At 66.7% G+C, this 15850-nt stretch carries 11 protein-coding genes and 1 pseudogene; 6 read left to right on the forward strand and 6 right to left on the reverse strand.

Features of this window, described 5'->3' with window-relative positions; genetic code table 11:
• Positions 1-9: 9 nt before the first annotated feature.
• Positions 10-939: a LysR family transcriptional regulator gene (locus CA234_RS10625; RefSeq protein WP_126001675.1), complete on the reverse strand. Its 930-nt coding sequence runs from the start codon at positions 937-939 to the stop codon at positions 10-12.
• A gap of 120 nt (positions 940-1059) precedes the next feature.
• On the opposite strand from CA234_RS10625, the gene CA234_RS10630 reads away from it, so the two are divergent.
• Together CA234_RS10630 and glf are read left to right on the forward strand one after the other, a co-directional pair.
• Positions 1060-1758, forward strand: a complete 699-nt coding sequence (locus tag CA234_RS10630; RefSeq protein WP_125976668.1) for a pirin family protein — start codon at positions 1060-1062, stop codon at positions 1756-1758.
• Between the two features lie 161 nt (positions 1759-1919).
• The gene (gene glf, locus CA234_RS10635) at positions 1920-4226 is read left to right on the forward strand and encodes a UDP-galactopyranose mutase (RefSeq protein WP_164521782.1); all 2307 of its coding nucleotides are present in this window, start codon (positions 1920-1922) and stop codon (positions 4224-4226) included.
• A 17-nt stretch (positions 4227-4243) separates the two neighbouring features.
• On the opposite strand, the gene CA234_RS10640 is transcribed toward glf, so the two are convergent.
• Complete coding sequence (locus CA234_RS10640; protein ID WP_241213445.1) at positions 4244-5440, reverse strand: cellulase family glycosylhydrolase; 1197 nt, start codon at positions 5438-5440, stop codon at positions 4244-4246.
• Positions 5441-5607: 167 nt separating this feature from the next.
• Between CA234_RS10640 and CA234_RS10645 the strand changes: the two genes are divergently transcribed.
• The 3 genes from CA234_RS10645 to clpX all read left to right on the forward strand — a co-directional run bounded on the left by CA234_RS10645 (position 5608) and on the right by clpX (position 9967).
• Positions 5608-7809, forward strand: a complete 2202-nt coding sequence (locus tag CA234_RS10645) for an SDR family oxidoreductase (RefSeq protein WP_126001676.1) — start codon at positions 5608-5610, stop codon at positions 7807-7809.
• A gap of 111 nt (positions 7810-7920) precedes the next feature.
• Complete coding sequence (locus CA234_RS10650) at positions 7921-8556, forward strand: ATP-dependent Clp protease proteolytic subunit (protein WP_174596075.1); 636 nt, start codon at positions 7921-7923, stop codon at positions 8554-8556.
• 145 nt (positions 8557-8701) lie between these two features.
• Positions 8702-9967, forward strand: coding sequence for an ATP-dependent Clp protease ATP-binding subunit ClpX (gene clpX / locus CA234_RS10655; protein WP_064311561.1), 1266 nt, complete (start codon positions 8702-8704; stop codon positions 9965-9967).
• A 107-nt stretch (positions 9968-10074) separates the two neighbouring features.
• Here clpX and CA234_RS10660 read toward each other — a convergent pair whose 3' ends face one another.
• The 4 genes and pseudogenes from CA234_RS10660 to CA234_RS10670 form a co-directional block, all read right to left on the reverse strand.
• Entirely contained in the window at positions 10075-10680 is a 606-nt protein-coding gene (locus CA234_RS10660; RefSeq protein WP_126001677.1) for a hypothetical protein, read from the reverse strand.
• 104 nt (positions 10681-10784) lie between these two features.
• A pseudogene (locus CA234_RS24875) lies at positions 10785-11030 on the reverse strand (isoprenylcysteine carboxylmethyltransferase family protein); the annotation flags it as partial.
• A gap of 30 nt (positions 11031-11060) precedes the next feature.
• Complete coding sequence (locus CA234_RS24880; protein WP_241213446.1) at positions 11061-11378, reverse strand: hypothetical protein; 318 nt, start codon at positions 11376-11378, stop codon at positions 11061-11063.
• A complete protein-coding gene (locus CA234_RS10670) occupies positions 11375-13060 on the reverse strand; it encodes a M1 family metallopeptidase (RefSeq protein WP_126001678.1) in 1686 nt (561 codons plus the stop codon). Before CA234_RS10670 ends, CA234_RS24880 begins: the two co-directional genes overlap by 4 nt.
• Positions 13061-13310: 250 nt before the next feature.
• Between CA234_RS10670 and lon the strand changes: the two genes are divergently transcribed.
• Positions 13311-15731, forward strand: coding sequence for an endopeptidase La (gene lon, locus CA234_RS10675; protein ID WP_125976671.1), 2421 nt, complete (start codon positions 13311-13313; stop codon positions 15729-15731).
• Positions 15732-15850 lie beyond the last annotated feature (119 nt).

Here is a 15850-nt window from a genome sequence, read left to right on the forward strand (position 1 = left end):
GATTGCGTTCTACGCCTCGCCAAGCCCCTCCAGATCCACATCCCCACGCCCCACCTCGACGAACCGCGCCCGCAGCCACGACGCCGCCGGCCCGGGCGGCACATCCCGTCGCCAGATCGCGCCGAAGCGATACATGCCGCCGGGGCTCTCCGGCATCGCCAGCCGCACCAGCGTGCCGGCGACCAGGTCCGGCTCGATCAACGGCAGCGGCATGTTGCCCCAGCCGATGCCTTCGCGGAGCAGCGCGTGCTTCGCGCCCAGGTCCGCCAATCGCCAGGTGCGCGGGCTCATCACCGCGAAGTCGCGGCCGGCGGTGAGCGGCGAGCGGTCAGAGAGCACGAGCTGGACATGGTCGCGCCCCGCGCCGGGCGGGATCGGGTCCATCCGGCCGAGCGGATGGTCGGGCGCCGCCACCGGCACCATCGCCACCGATCCCGCCGCCTCGCACTCGATCCCGTTCATGCCCTGTGCCAGCGGCCCCGAGATGCCGAGCACCGCCTTGCCGTCCAGCACCAGACTGGTGATCGCGCCCAGCGCCTCGACATGCAGCCGCAGCGTCACCGTGGGGAATTCGGCGCGGAAGGCACGCAGCACTTCGCCCAGCCGGCGGGTGGGAAGCATCACGTCGACGGCGAGGTTCACCTCTGCCTCCAGCCCGTCGAGCAGGCCCTTCACCTTGGCGCGCAACCCGTCGATGCCCTGCGCCACCGTCCGCGCCTCGGCCAGCACCGCTTCGCCGGCGGTGGTGAGGCGCGGCTTCTTGGTGCCCTCGCGGTCGAACAGCAGCACGCCCAGCTGCGCCTCGAGATTGGCGATGCCGTAGCTGATCACCGACACGGCGCGGTTGAGCTGGCGTCCCGCGCCCGCAAAGCTGCCGCTGTCCACCACGGCGAGGAAGATGCGGAGCTGGTCGAAGGTGGGCGTGCCCGGGTTTGACATTTCTATTTCCTGGAACGTTTGCGTCAAACTTATCCGACTGACTGGAGAAGTCGAGCCCGCCTATATCCCGGTCATCGAAACGGCGCCGCGGCCCGGCGCACCCCCAAAGGGAGACCCACAATGATCGAACTTCGCCCCTTTTCCAGCCTCGGCGGTGCCAACCATGGCTGGCTCGACGCCAAGCACCATTTCTCCTTCGCCAACTATTATGATCCGGCCCGCACCAGCTGGGGCAATCTGCGCGTGTGGAACGACGACACGATCGCGCCGCAGACCGGCTTCCCGCCGCACCCGCACCGCGACATGGAGATCATCACCTATGTCCGCGACGGCGCGATCACCCACCAGGACAATCTGGGCAATCACGGCCGCACCGTCGCCGGCGACGTGCAGGTGATGTCGGCAGGCACGGGCATCGCGCACTCGGAATATAATCGCGAGGACGAGACCACCCGCATCTTCCAGATCTGGATCCAGCCGACCCGCGGCGGCGAGAAGCCGAGCTGGGGCACGCGCCCCTTTCCGAAGACCGACCGCGCCGGCCAGTTCGTGGTGTTGGCGAGCGGTTTCGAGGGCGATGGCGACGCGCTGCCGATCCGCACCGATGCCCGGGTCGTGGGTGCGACCCTGCGCGCCGGCGAGACAGCCGAATATACGCTCGGCAGCGATCGCCGCGCCTATCTGGTGCCCGCCACCGGCGCGGTGGAAATCGACGGCACGCGGGTCAACGCCCGTGACGGTGCCGCGATCAAGGATGTCGAGGTGGTCAAGATCACCGCGATCGAAGACAGCGAGATCGTGATGGTCGACGCGGCCTGAGCAACAGGCGGGCGGTACTTCGGTGCGGCCCGCACTGCCTGCGTGAGACTAAATTGCATTAACTTGTATCATGCTGATTTAAAAAGAATTGTTGCTATCGTCTTGGAACGGCAACAAGCTTGGGTGGGTTCTCTCTGTTGACCGCAACAGGGAAACCGTCCTTGACCAACCATGCCGCAAGCACCCGACCGAGCAGCAACTTCGCGCTGATCTGCTTTTCGCATCTTCGCTGGAACTTCGTCTTCCAGCGCCCCCAGCACCTCATGACCCGCTTCGCGCGCAACATGGATGTGCTGTTCTGGGAAGAGCCGATCGACGACGACAGCCCCACGCCCTGGCTGGAGCTTCGCGACGAAGGGAATGGGGTCACCGTGGCAGTGCCGCATCTGCCCGGCAGCATGGGCGGCGATGCGCGCACGGCGGCGCTCCGCGCGCTGCTCGACGATCACGTCGCAGGCATCGGCGCACAGCTGATCCGCTGGTACTACACGCCGATGATGCTGCCCTTCTCGCGGCATCTGGCGGCCGCCTGCACCGTCTATGACTGCATGGACGAACTGAAGAACTTCCGCTTCGCCCCGCCCGAGCTGATGCCGCTGGAGCAAGAGCTGTTCGGACTTGCGGACTTGGTCTTCACCGGCGGCTACAGCCTCTACGAAGCCAAGCGCGAAAGCCATGCTTCGGTCCACCCGTTCCCCTCAAGCGTGGATGCCGCGCATTTCGCGCAGGGCCGCGCGCTGGTGCAGGACGTTGCCGATCAGGCCGGGCTGCCGCGCCCGCGCCTCGGCTTCTACGGCGTCATCGACGAGCGGATGGACCTCGGGCTGATCGCCGCGCTCGCCGATGCGCGTCCCGACTGGACGATCGTGATGGTCGGTCCGGTGGTGAAGATCGATCCTGCCGAGCTGCCGCAGCGTGCGAACATCGCCTGGCTCGGCTCCAAGAGCTATGCCGAGCTGCCGCTCTATGCCGGCGGCTGGGACGTGGCGCTGATGCCGTTCGCGATCAACGAAGCGACCCGCTTCATCAGCCCGACCAAGACGCCGGAATATCTCGCCGCCGGCCTGCCGGTGGTGTCCACGCCGATCGTCGACGTCATCCGCCATTATGGTGACGTCGCGGGCGTGTTCGTGGCGGATGGCGCGACTGCGTTTGTCGACGCGTGCGACCAGGCGCTGGCCCTGCGCCGCACCGGTGACGCTTGGCGCATCGAGGCGGACACGCTGCTCGCCGAGCAGAGCTGGGACCAGGTTGCGGCGCGCATGCTCGGGCTGATCCTGCAGGTGGCGGAACCCGATCAGCCGCTGCTCAAGCCGGTGCGCAGCGACCACTATGACTATCTGATCGTCGGCGCGGGCTTCGCCGGATCGGTGATGGCCGAGCGGCTGGCAGCCGATGCCGGCAAGCGCGTGCTGGTGATCGACAAGCGGCCGCACATCGCGGGCAACGCCTTCGACCACAAGGACGAGGCGGGCATCCTGATCCATCAATACGGCCCGCACATCTTCCACACGAACAGCGCGGATATCTTCGAGTATCTCTCGCGCTTCACCGCGTGGCGGCCGTACGAGCATCGCGTGCTCGCCGAGGTGCGCGGGCAGCTGGTGCCGATCCCGATCAACCGGACGACGCTGAACGCGCTGTTCGGCCTGTCGCTGGAGACCGAGGAGCAAGCGGCCGAGTTCCTCGCCGCGCGCGCCGAGCCGGTAACCGTGATCCGCAGCTCCGAGGACGTGGTGATCTCGGCAGTGGGCCGCGAACTCTACGAGACCTTCTTCCAGGGCTATACCCGCAAGCAATGGGGGATCGACCCCTCCGAGCTCGACAAGAGCGTCACCGCGCGGGTGCCGACGCGGACCAACACCGACGACCGCTACTTCACCGACCTCTTCCAGGCGATGCCGCGCGACGGCTTCACCGCGATGTTCGCGAAGATGCTCGATCATCCGAACATCGACCTGGAGCTCGGCGTCACCTTCGAGGAGGCGAAGCGGCGGTTCAGCTTCGACCAGATCGTCTATACCGGGCCGATCGACGAGTATTTCGACTTCCGCTTCGGCAAGCTGCCCTATCGGTCGCTGCGCTTCGAGCATGTCCATGAGGATCGCGAATGGGCGCAGCCGGTGGCGGTGGTGAACTATCCGGACGAGAAGGTGCCATACACGCGCGTGACCGAGTACAAGCACCTCACCGGGCAGCAGGCGCCGAACACCAGCCTGACCTATGAGTTTCCGAGTGCGGAGGGGGACCCCTATTACCCGATCCCGCGGCCGGAAAACCAGGCGCTGTTCAAGCAGTACGAGGCGTTGGCCGAGGCGACCAAGGGCGTGCTGTTCGTCGGCCGGCTGGCGACCTACCGCTACTACAATATGGACCAGGTGGTCGGGCAGGCGCTCGCCACGTACCGCCGCCACATCGCCGAGGAACGCGAGACCCCGCCGCTCAAGGCTGCGGCGCTGGCGGAGTGAGGCAGGGAAGGCGGCGATCAGGCCGCCTTCGCCTCGTCGTTCGGCCGGTTCGGATTTGCCTTGCCGGCGTCTACTTCGATCAGCGGCCAGTGCGGCGCCTTGTCGTCGAGCGTGCGCAACAGACGGAGGAACTCGACCTCGGTGGCGTCATAGGGGACGCCGCCGACGTCGAAGATGTCATGGAACCACTTGTCCTTGAGCCCGGCCAGATTCGGGTTTTCCCAGGCCGCCCAGGGCAGGTGGGTCTGCGTCTTGCCGCGCACCAGGCCCCAGCAGAAGGCGCCGACATGGCGCGCCTTGGCGACCGGCAGGATCGCCTCGAAGGTGCTGCCGGCCGGGCGCGCCATGAACTCGGTGCACCAGATCGGCCGCTCGAACACGCTCAGCCAGTCGATCCGCTGGGCGAAATCCTCGGCGGTGCCGTAATTGTGAAACGAGATCACGTCGGACAGGCCGGTCTGCGCCTGCTGGAGAGGCGTGAGCAGCGCGGGCGAGGACCAGTCGCCCAGCCAGATGCCGCTGGTAAGCGGCTGGACCGGGCGCATGCTGCGCGCCCAGCCGAACGCGTCGACCAGCAACGGCAGGACGAGGTCGGCCTTGGCGCCGAGCTCGACCGCATCGCACAGCGACACCTCCGGGCCGTTGTCCGGCTCGTTCCAGATATCCCAGGCGAGCACCCGGCGATCGGTGCGGAAGCGGCCAACCACGCCCGTGATATAGGCTTCCAGCCGCGGCCGCTGGGCGGGATCGCGCAGCGCCGGGATGCCGGGCGACTGCACCCAGCCCGAATTGTGCACGCCGGGCTTGGGCGCCGGCTGCGGCCCGAGCGCGGGATCGGGGTGCCAGCAGGAATCGAACAGCACCAGCATCACCCGGATGCCATAGCCGTCGGCCACCGCGAGCAGCGTGTCGATGCGCGCGAGAAAGCCCTCCGGATCCTCTGCCCAGAGCAGGTCGTGCAGGTAGACGCGCACCGCGTTCATGCCGACGTCCGCGGCCAGCGCCAGCTCGGCGCGGATCGCCGCGATGTCGAAGGTGGCCGCCTGCCACATTTCCAGCTGGTTGATCGCGTTCGAGGGCGTGAAGTTGCAGCCCATCACCCAGGGCTGTTGCGCGTACCACGCCTTGGCTTCTGCTTCCGTCCAACGCCCAACCATCGTCTCACACTCCGCCGCCGGCATCGCCGGGATCTGCCCATAACCGTTGCTAACCATGTTGTTTTTATAGGCGGAGAAGTGAATTGGGGATGTACCCGCTACGCGCTTCTGCGGAGGGTTTCCGGGTGCTTTTGCGACGAACCGAGCGCGCGGCCTAACCCAGGTTCGCGGCGAACCGCGGCGGGAAATGCATCTTCTCCGCCGTGCAGTCTTTGAGAGGGCCGATGTCACCACTCGAACTCTGGGGCGGTGCCGAATGCACGGTGAATCGCGTCGGCGACCGGTATCGCGATCAGACCATCGAGACCGGGCATCACGACCGGCTGGAGGATCTGGATCGTATCGCCGCGCTGGGCGTGACTGCATTGCGCTTCCCGGTGCTGTGGGAGCGGGTCTGCCCCGACGATCGTGAAGACTGCGACTGGGGCTGGAGCGACACCCGGCTGGCGCGGATGCGCGCGCTCGGCATGCGGCCGATCGCCGGGCTGGTCCATCACGGCAGCGGCCCGCGGCGCACCGATCTGCTCGATCCCGAGTTCGGCGGGAAGCTCGGCGACTATGCGGCGCGGGTTGCCGAGCGCTATCCCTGGATCGCGGACTGGACGCCGGTCAACGAGCCGCTGACGACCGCCAGGTTCGCGGCGCTTTACGGGCATTGGTATCCGCACGCCCGCGACGAGGGCAGCTTCTGGCGCGCGCTGGTGCATCAGGTCGAGGGCGTGGTCTGCGCGATGGCAGCGGTGCGGGCGGTGCGGCCGGATGCACGGCTGATCCAGACCGATGATCTCGGCAAGACTTATGGCACGCCTGGCACGCAGGCGCAGGTCGCCTATGATAATGACCGGCGCTGGATGTGCTGGGACCTGCTGTGCGGCCGCGTCGTCCCCGGCCATGCCCTGTGGGAGCGCCTGGCCGGCTTCGGGCTGGCCGGGAAGCTGGAGGTGCTTGCCGACGCGCCCTGTCCGCCGGACGTGATCGGCATCAACCACTATCTGACAAGCGATCGGTTCCTCGACGAGAATGTCGCAGCCTATCCGCCGGCGATGCGCGGCGGCAACGGCAGCATCGCCTATGTCGATACCGAGGCGGTGCGCGTTCTAGATCCCGCGCCGGACGGGCTGGCCAACGCACTGGCCGAGGCTTGGGCGCGCTACCGTATCCCGATCGCGATCACCGAGGTCCATAACGGCTGCACGCGCGAGGAGCAGATGCGCTGGATGCGGGATGCCTGGGAGGATGCCGAGGCGGCCCGGGCCGCGGGTGTCGCGGTGCAGGCGGTCACGGCCTGGTCGCTGTTCGGCGCCTCGGGCTGGAACACGCTGCTGACGGAACCGGGCATCTACGAGCCCGGCGTGTTCGACGTCCGCGGCGGCGAACCCCGGCCCACGGCGATGGTGCCGCTGCTACGGGCATTGGCTCGAGGCGAACGGCTCGCCCATCCCGCGCTCCACGGGGAGGGCTGGTGGCGGCGCGACCTGCGCGTGACGCATCATCCCAGGCCGCATCCCAATCCTGGCACGCGCTTCGAGAAGACGGGCGAGGTTCGGCGCACGGTGCTGATCGCAGGCGCCACCGGCACGCTGGGGCAGGCGCTGGCCCGCAGCTGCGAGGTGCGCGGGCTCGCTTATGTTCTTGCCAGCCGGGCAATGCTCGACCTCAAGGACGGCGCCTCGATCGCCGCCGCGCTCGATACGCATCAGCCCTGGGCGGTGATCAACGCGGCTGGCTGGGTCCGCGTCGACGATGCAGAGGACGAGGAAGCGGCATGCTTCGCCGGCAACTGCCTCGGGGCGACCGAGCTCGCGATGGCCGCCGCCGAGCGCCACATCGCGACCGTAAGCTTCTCTAGCGACCTGGTGTTCGATGGCGCACTCGACCGGCCCTACACCGAGGCCGATCCCTGCGCGCCGCTCGGCGCCTATGGCCGCAGCAAGGCCGCGTTGGAGGCGGCGATCGGTGGTCTGCCTGGACGCCATCTGGTCGTTCGGACGGCGGCGTTCTTCTCGCCTTGGGACCAGCACAATTTCGCGGTGCATGTCGTCGAGGCGCTGGCGGCCGGGCGGCGGTTTGCTGCTGCGGACGACCAGGTCGTGTCGCCCGCCTATGTGCCCGACCTGTGCAACGCGGTGCTCGACGAACTGATCGACGGAACGAGCGGCATCCTGCACCTCGCCAACCGGGGGGCGGTACACTGGGCGGACTTCGCTACGTCAGTAGCCGAAGCCTGCGGGCTGCCGGCCCGATTGGTCGATGCGGTTCCCGGCAGAACGCTCGGCTGGAAGGCGCCGCGCCCGCGCCATGTCCCGCTCGCCAGTCAGCGGATGCCGTCCCTCGAGACCGCGCTGCAGGCCTTCGCCACCGCGCCGGAGGTGCTGGAGCGCATCGAGCGAGCCGGGCAGGGGGCTGGCGCGCTGCAATCGGCCTGAGCCCGGCCCCTCCGGCAATGCCCCTCTTGCGCTGGGCAGCCGGAGCGCCGATGTAGTCGCGGGCAATAAACAACCACGAGATCATCCCACATGCATCCGCTTTCCGGTCAGATGACCATCGATCCCGTCACCGGCGCACTCGTTCCTATCGTCATCGAGCAGTCGAGCCGCGGCGAGCGCAGCTTCGACATCTATTCCCGCCTGCTGCGGGAGCGGATCGTGTTCGTCACCGGCCAGGTCGAGGACCATATGGCCTCGCTGATCACCGCCCAGCTGCTGTTCCTCGAATCGGAAAACCCGAAGAAGGACATCTGGATGTACATCAATTCGCCGGGCGGCGTCGTCACGGCGGGCATGGCGATCCACGACACGATGCAGTATATCCGTCCGCGCGTCGGCACGGTGTGCATCGGCCAGGCGGCGTCGATGGGCTCGTTCCTGCTGGCCTCGGGCGAGCCGGGCCTGCGCGTGGCGCTGACCAACGCCCGCATCATGCTCCACCAGCCCTCGGGCGGTGCGCAGGGCATGGCGTCGGACATCGAGATCCAGGCCAAGGAAATCCTGCGGATCCGCGCGCGCATGAACGCGCTGTATTCGAAGTATACCGGCCAGCCGATCGAGAAGATCGAGACGACGATGGACCGCGATTCGTTTTTCGAAGCCGAAGAAGCCAAGGCCTTCGGCATCGTCGACGAGGTCTACGAGAAGCGCCCGGTGCCGAGCGAGGATGCGGCAGCGGCAAATTAACACTATATCCCTATCCTCGGCCGCCTGGCGATTCCCGGTGCATGGAACGTCGGGCGGGCGGGGCGATTTATGGATTGCCGGAATTTCGCCTGCGTGTAGGATGGCAGGCGAGCGTTACGCGCCCGAGGCGCGAAGGATGGATTGAATGACCAAGCTCAGCGGCGGTGACTCGAAGAGCACGCTCTATTGCTCCTTCTGCGGCAAGAGCCAGCACGAGGTGCGCAAGCTCATCGCCGGCCCGACCGTGTTCATCTGCGATGAGTGCGTCGAGCTGTGCAACGACATTATCCGCGAGGAAACCAAGTCCTCGCTGGTGTCCAAGAAGGACGGGGGCGTCCCCTCGCCGCAGGAAATCTGCGACGTGCTGGACGATTACGTCATCGGCCAGAAGAAGGCGAAGCGCGTCCTCTCGGTCGCGGTGCACAACCACTACAAGCGGCTGAACCACGGCGCCAAGGGTGCCGATGTCGAACTCGCCAAGTCGAACATCCTGCTGGTCGGCCCCACCGGCTGCGGCAAGACGCTGCTGGCGCAGACGCTGGCGCGCATCCTCGACGTGCCGTTCACCATGGCCGATGCCACCACGCTCACCGAAGCCGGCTATGTCGGCGAGGACGTGGAGAACATCATCCTCAAGCTGCTCCAGGCCTCGGATTATAATGTCGAACGCGCGCAGCGCGGCATCGTGTATATTGACGAGATCGACAAGATCAGCCGCAAGGCAGAGAATCCTTCGATCACGCGCGACGTGTCGGGCGAAGGCGTGCAGCAGGCGCTCCTGAAGCTGATGGAAGGCACCACCGCCAGCGTTCCGCCGCAGGGCGGCCGCAAGCACCCGCAGCAGGAATTCCTGCAGGTGGACACGACCAACATCCTGTTCATCTGCGGCGGTGCCTTCTCGGGCCTCGAGAAGATCATCGGTGATCGCCTGCAGGGCAAGTCGATCGGCTTCGGCGCGCATGTCGCCGCGCCCGACGAGCGCCGCACCGGCGAGCTGCTCCGCCAGACCGAGCCGGAGGATCTGCTCAAGTTCGGCCTGATCCCCGAATTCGTCGGCCGTCTGCCGGTGATCGCGACGCTGGAAGACCTCGACGTCGAGGCGCTGATCAAGATCCTGACCGAGCCGAAGAACGCCTTGGTCAAGCAGTATCAGAAGCTGTTCGACATGGAGGCGGTCAAGCTCGGCTTCACCGACGACGCGCTTACGGCCGTCTCGAAGAAGGCGATCGAGCGCAAGACCGGCGCCCGCGGCCTCCGCTCGATCCTCGAAGGCATCCTGCTCGACACGATGTTCGACCTTCCCAGCATGGACGGCGTCGATGAAGTGGTGGTCGACAAGGACGTGGTCGAGGGCCGCAAGGAGCCGGTCCGCATCTATGCGAAGAAGGAAAAGGCCGGCAGCGCCGCCTGATCCCGAACGGCAGCATCGAATAAAGGGCGCGTGGGTCCCTCGGCCTGCGCGCCTTCTTGTTTTATGTGGCGCCGCCAGCGCTCCGCCTTTGGCGACCGATGGATGGCTCAGTTTTTGCCGGTGCTTTCCTCTGCCTCGTCCAGTTCGAGCGGCCAGTCGAGGCCGTGCAGCAGCTCGGCGAATGCGGATTCGAGCTTTGCCGCGCGCGACCAGCTTCCGCGCGCCGCCACCAGCCAGGTCCCGCCCGCCGGGCAGAACAGATAGCTTTCGGAGGTGAGCGGCTGCTCCCTGCCGTCAAGCACGCCCTTCATGGTGAAACGTGCGTGATAGCCGACGTCGGGCGTGCGGCCGGACGGGGAGGGCCAGCGGTCTTCCGCCACCAGTTTCACATCGGCATTGCCCTGCGTGACGTTGCGTTCGATCTCGGCGAACGACGCCGCACAGTCCTGGTCCGGCGTCGCCGGGTAGACGTAGAGCGTGACGAAGCCGAGCTCGCCGCCGCGCCGCAGCGAATAGCCGGCGCTGACGTCGAGTTGCTCGGCGTCATAGGCGTGGATCCGGGTGCGCAGCGCGTTGCCCAGCCGCTCGGGGAAGGTCATGCCGCTGGCGCTGTGCGCCCAGTCGCCCTCGACCCGGAGGTCTTCCTGCGCGCCGGCGGGCACCGCCGCGAGCATCAGGGCGGGCCCCAGGATCAGGCCGCGAAACAGTGTCATTCGTCACCCCAGCAGATCGTGCGCGTCTCGTGGCGCGCGCCCAAAGGTCGCAGAGCGTTGCCGACGATGCAAGCCGGGCCCTGCCGGTACGCCCTGCGTGCGGGTCAGAAGAGGCGGGGCACGAAGCGCTTCACGCGCGCGGCATAGGCCGCATATTGCCGGCCGAACCGCGCCTGCAGAAGTGCTTCTTCTTTGATGACGCGGATCCAGGTGCCCCAGGCGAACAGCGGCAGCCCGAGGATCAGCCCGCGCCAATGGCCGAACGCCGTGGCCATCGCCAGCAGCAGGGCGAACAGCCCGGTATAGATCGGATGCCGGATCGTTGCGAACGGGTCCCAGGTGACGAGATCATGGTCGCGGCGGGTGCGCGCGGCGAAGCTCTAGTTGCTGCTCATCGCCGTTGCCGCCGAAAGGAACAGACCGATACAGGTGCCGACGAGGACCGCCACCATGACCGCCTGGCCGAGCGATGCCGCCTGCAGTGTCGGCCGCAGCGGGCCGAAGGCAACGCAGAAGAAGCCTGCGCCCTGCAGCCAGATCCCGCGGCCCGATCGGCTGCTGACCTCCGCCCCGGCCTCGCCGCGCCGTAAGCGGCGGAAGCGCACGAACAGCAGCGCCGCGACGAAACCCGCCAGCCCGATCAGCAGCGCGACGAGTGCCGGCACGCCGATCGGCGCGGGTGCGATGATCGCGATCATCGTTCTTTCGCCCAATGCTGGAAGGCATCCACCGCATCCGAACGGCGCAGGATATGCGCGTTCGGATCGAGTACGACATGCGCGGTGGCCGGAATGGTCAGCGTCGCGGTGCCGCCGGGCATCGCCACCTTCTGCAGCTTGCCGTCGATCAGGACGTCCACGGGAAGCGGGAACGGCCTGTCTTCGCGTGTCTTCCAGCGCAGCGTCAGCCGGTCACCGGCGCGCTCGCTGACCAGCTCGGGCAGGTCGGCCTGATAAAGGTAGACGTCGAAGAACCATTGCAGGTCCTGTCCGGTCACCTGGCGGACGATGCCGATATATTCTGGCGTGGTGCCGAAGCGCGGCGTGAAGTTGCCCGGCTTGGGGTCCGGCCGGCCATAGACGATCCGCCGGGTTACTTCGAAGAACTGGTCGTCGCCGATCAGGTAGCGCAGCGTGTGGAGGACCCAGGCACCCTTGTAATAGATGTCTTGGCCTGGGCCGCCCTTGCCTTCCTCATACACCTCTTCCTCGGTGCGGATCTTGCCTGCGACGATCGGCGCCTTGTTGCGGATGGCGAGGCGATACTGGTCCATCATCGCGGCGTAGCGGGCGTCGCCCTCCCGCCACTGACCGTAGAGCGGCTGCATATACTGGGTATAGCCCTCGTGCAGCCAGTAATCGTCCCAGTTTGCCGCGGTCAGCTGGTTGCCGAACCATTCATGGCCGAGCTCGTGTTGGAAGATCTCGTCGAATCCCGATGGCGTCCTGCGGTAGTTGTTGCCGTACGCGTTGATCGTCTGGTGCTCCATGCCGATGTGCGGCGTCTCGACCACGCCGAGCTTCTCGTCGCCCCAGGGGAAGGGGCCGATCATGCTTTCGTAGAAATCGACCGTCGGCGCGAACTCGGCGAACAGCGCCTCGGCCTTGGCCTCGCGGCCGGGCAGGTACCAATAGTGCAGCGGGAAGCTGTTGCCGAAGCGGCTCTTATAGCCGGCGGTCAGCTCCCGATAGGGGCCGATGTTGAGCGCCACGTCATACGGGTTGGGGCTCTTCGCGCGCCAGTGCCAGGTGGTGCGGCCGTCGGCGAGCGTTTCCACCCGCAGCAGCTTGCCGTTGGAGGGCGCCTTGAGCCCGGCGGGCACGGTGATGTGCAGGTCGACCAGCGCGGGCTCGCCCTGCGGGAAATCGAGGCACGGCCAGAACAGGTCGCAGCCATAGCCTTCCGCGGTGGTGGCGATCCAGGGCTTCTTGTCGCCGGGCGTGGTCGCCCAGACGAGGCCGTCGTCCCAGGGCGCGCGCACCGCGACATGCGGGGTTCCGCCATAGGCGATCTTGGCGACCACCGTGTCGCCGGCCTTGAGCGGGCGGGGCAGGGTGATGAACAGCCGGCCTTCGGGGTTGCGCCACTGCGCGGGCGTCAGCGGCTTGCCGTCGATCTTGATCGCGCTGACCGGCAGATTGCGGTCGAGGTCGATCTGCAGTTCGCGCTGCGGGGCGCTGGTGCGCAGGGTGAGCGTGGCGGTGCCATGCAGCGCGTAGCTGGCCGGCAGCACCTCGATCGCGAGATCGGCATGTTCGAGCCGCAGCGCGGTGCGCTCCGGCGCGATCGGGCCGCCCGAGGCCTGGGTCGTCGGCGTGATCGGCGGTTCCCCACGCTTCTGTGCCTGTGCCTGCCCCATGGTTGCCGCGAGTGCGGCCATGGTCATCGCGATCCTCGAAATCTTCAATGCGTCCCCCAAATGACCCTGCGGCCCCGTTCCGTCGGCGAATCGACAGGGTGCGGGCATGATAGCGCTGCCGTTCGGCGAGGCGAGAGGCGTAAGAATGCGGGGTAGGGCTGGAGTTTTCCACCGCAATCTGGGTTAATGCGGCGACGCGATTGATGCGCTCGTTCCAGGCCCCATATATAAGGTCTATGGTGCCCCTCCTCGGGGCAGACCCGGAGTTTTCATGAAGCAGTCCTATCCCGTCCTGCCGCTTCGCGACATCGTCGTCTTCCCGCACATGATCGTGCCGCTGTTCGTCGGCCGTGATAAGTCGGTCGCGGCGCTGGAAGCGGCGATGGCTGCCGACAAGGAGATCTTCCTCGTCGCGCAGCTCGATCCGGCCGAGGACGATCCCGGCCGCGAGGATCTCTACGATACCGGCGTTTCCGCCGAAGTGCTGCAGTTGCTCAAGCTGCCCGACGGCACCGTGCGCGTGCTCGTCGCCGGCAAGGAGCGCGGCAGCCTGACCGGGATCGAGGAGACCGGCGCCTATCTCACCGCGCATGTCGAGCCCGTCACCGAGGCGGACGAGTCGCTCGAGGATGCCGCTGTCGAGCTGAGCGCCGAGCTCAAGGCGCTGATGCGCTCGGTCGTCGAGCAGTTCGAGAACTATGCCAAGCTCAACCGCAAGCTGCCGGCCGAGACCGCCGTGCAGCTGGGCGAGCTGGAGGATCCGTCGCGCCTGGCCGATGCGGTCGCCGCCAACATTTCGGTGAAGGTCGCCGACAAGCAGTCGCTGCTGGTCGAGAATGATCCCCAGAAGCGTCTTGAGATGGTGTTCGCCTTCATGGAAGGCGAGCTGGGCGTGCTGCAGGTCGAGAAGAAGATCCGCAGCCGCGTCAAGCGCCAGATGGAGAAGACGCAGCGCGAATATTACCTCAATGAGCAGCTCAAGGCGATCCAGCGCGAGCTGGGCAATGAGGGCGAAGAGGGCGAGGGCGACGAGGTCGCCGAACTCACCCAGAAGATCGCCACGCTCAAGCTCTCCAAGGAAGCGCGCGCCAAGGCGCAGGGCGAGCTGAAGAAGCTCAAGACGATGGCGCCGATGTCGGCCGAGGCCACCGTCGTGCGCAATTATCTCGACGTGCTGCTGGGCCTGCCCTGGGGCAAGAAGTCCAAGCTGAAGAAGGACATCGCCGAGGCGCAGGGCGTGCTCGACCAGGACCACTATGCCCTGGAGAAGGTGAAGGACCGGATCGTCGAATATCTCGCGGTCCAGGCGCGCACCAACAAGCTGAAGGGGCCGATCCTGTGCCTCGTCGGGCCGCCGGGCGTGGGCAAGACCTCGCTGGGCAAGAGCATCGCCAAGGCCACGGGCCGCGAGTTCATCCGCCAGTCGCTGGGCGGCGTGCGCGACGAGGCCGAGATCCGCGGCCATCGCCGGACTTATATCGGCTCGCTGCCGGGCAAGATCGTGTCGAACCTGAAGAAGGCCGGCACCTCGAACCCGTTGTTCCTGCTCGACGAGATCGACAAGCTCGGCCAGGACTTCCGCGGCGATCCGGCCTCGGCGCTGCTCGAGGTGCTGGATCCGGAGCAGAACAGCAAGTTCAACGACCATTATCTGGAGATCGACATCGATCTTTCGGATGTGATGTTCGTGTGCACGGCCAACTCGCTCAACCTGCCGCAGCCGCTGCTCGACCGCATGGAGATCATCCGGCTGGAGGGCTATACCGAGGACGAGAAGGTCGAGATCGCCGAGCGCCACCTGGTCGCCAAGCAGATCGACGCGCATGGCCTGAAGGACGGCGAGTTCGTCCTCACCAACGAGGGCCTGCGCGACCTGATCCGCTACTACACCCGCGAGGCGGGCGTGCGGACGCTGGAGCGCGAGATCGCCAAGCTCGCGCGCAAGAGCCTGCGCAAGATCCTCGAGGGCAAGGAGACCCAGGTCACCATCACGCCCGAGAACCTTGCCGACTATGCCGGTGTCAGGAAGTACCGCTTCGGGGTGGGCGAGGAGGAGCACCAGATCGGTGCGGTCACCGGCCTCGCCTGGACCGAGGTGGGCGGCGAGCTGCTGACCATCGAGAGCGTCACCGTGCCCGGCAAGGGCGCGATCAAGACGACCGGAAAGCTGGGCGACGTGATGAAGGAATCGGTGGAAGCCGCGTTCAGCTTCGTCCGCGCGCGCAGCCCGAGCTACGGCATCAAGCCGAGCCTGTTCGCGCGCAAGGACATCCACGTCCACCTGCCGGAAGGCGCGGTGCCGAAGGACGGTCCGTCGGCGGGTATCGGTCTGGTCACTTCGATCGTCTCGACCCTCACCGGCGTGGCGGTGCGCAAGGATGTGGCGATGACCGGCGAAGTGACGCTGCGTGGCCGCGTGCTGCCGATCGGCGGGCTCAAGGAGAAGCTGCTCGCGGCGCTCCGCGGCGGCATCAAGATGGTGCTGATCCCCGAGGAGAATGAGAAGGACCTCGCCGAAATCCCTGCGAATATTCGTGAAGGCCTGGAGATTGTCCCAGTTTCGCACGTCGACGAGGTTTTGCGCCTCGCGCTGACCGAGCCGCTCACCGCAATCGACTGGTCCGATGCGGACGAACTCGCTACGCAGCCGCCCGCCGGCGTGCCGGCGATCGGAGATGCTTTGCATCATTGACATGACGTAACTTTTCTGACGCAATTCGCGCCGAAAGACTTTGACTCCGGCGGCTCGCCCGTGCTGACTCGCACGCCAGCGCAGCCGCCGCGACTCATTCGGCTATCCAATCCAATCAA

Source organism: Sphingomonas sp. ABOLE (assembly GCF_003950455.1).
Taxonomy (GTDB): Bacteria; Pseudomonadota; Alphaproteobacteria; order Sphingomonadales; family Sphingomonadaceae; genus Sphingomonas; species Sphingomonas trueperi.

What these genes read in the sequence shown, in the direction of transcription:
- CA234_RS10645 (WP_126001676.1), top strand. Translation starts at nt 5,608, where the DNA reads ATGTCACCACTCGAACTCTGGGGCGGTGCCGAATGCACGGTGAATCGC.
- CA234_RS24880 (WP_241213446.1), bottom strand. Translation starts at nt 11,378, where the DNA reads ATGATCGCGATCATCGCACCCGCGCCGATCGGCGTGCCGGCACTCGTC.
- lon (WP_125976671.1), top strand. Translation starts at nt 13,311, where the DNA reads ATGAAGCAGTCCTATCCCGTCCTGCCGCTTCGCGACATCGTCGTCTTC.
- CA234_RS10625 (WP_126001675.1), bottom strand. Translation starts at nt 939, where the DNA reads ATGTCAAACCCGGGCACGCCCACCTTCGACCAGCTCCGCATCTTCCTC.
- CA234_RS10660 (WP_126001677.1), bottom strand. Translation starts at nt 10,680, where the DNA reads ATGACACTGTTTCGCGGCCTGATCCTGGGGCCCGCCCTGATGCTCGCG.
- CA234_RS10630 (WP_125976668.1), top strand. Translation starts at nt 1,060, where the DNA reads ATGATCGAACTTCGCCCCTTTTCCAGCCTCGGCGGTGCCAACCATGGC.
- CA234_RS10670 (WP_126001678.1), bottom strand. Translation starts at nt 13,060, where the DNA reads ATGGCCGCACTCGCGGCAACCATGGGGCAGGCACAGGCACAGAAGCGT.
- CA234_RS10640 (WP_241213445.1), bottom strand. Translation starts at nt 5,440, where the DNA reads ATGGTTAGCAACGGTTATGGGCAGATCCCGGCGATGCCGGCGGCGGAG.
- CA234_RS10650 (WP_174596075.1), top strand. Translation starts at nt 7,921, where the DNA reads ATGACCATCGATCCCGTCACCGGCGCACTCGTTCCTATCGTCATCGAG.
- clpX (WP_064311561.1), top strand. Translation starts at nt 8,702, where the DNA reads ATGACCAAGCTCAGCGGCGGTGACTCGAAGAGCACGCTCTATTGCTCC.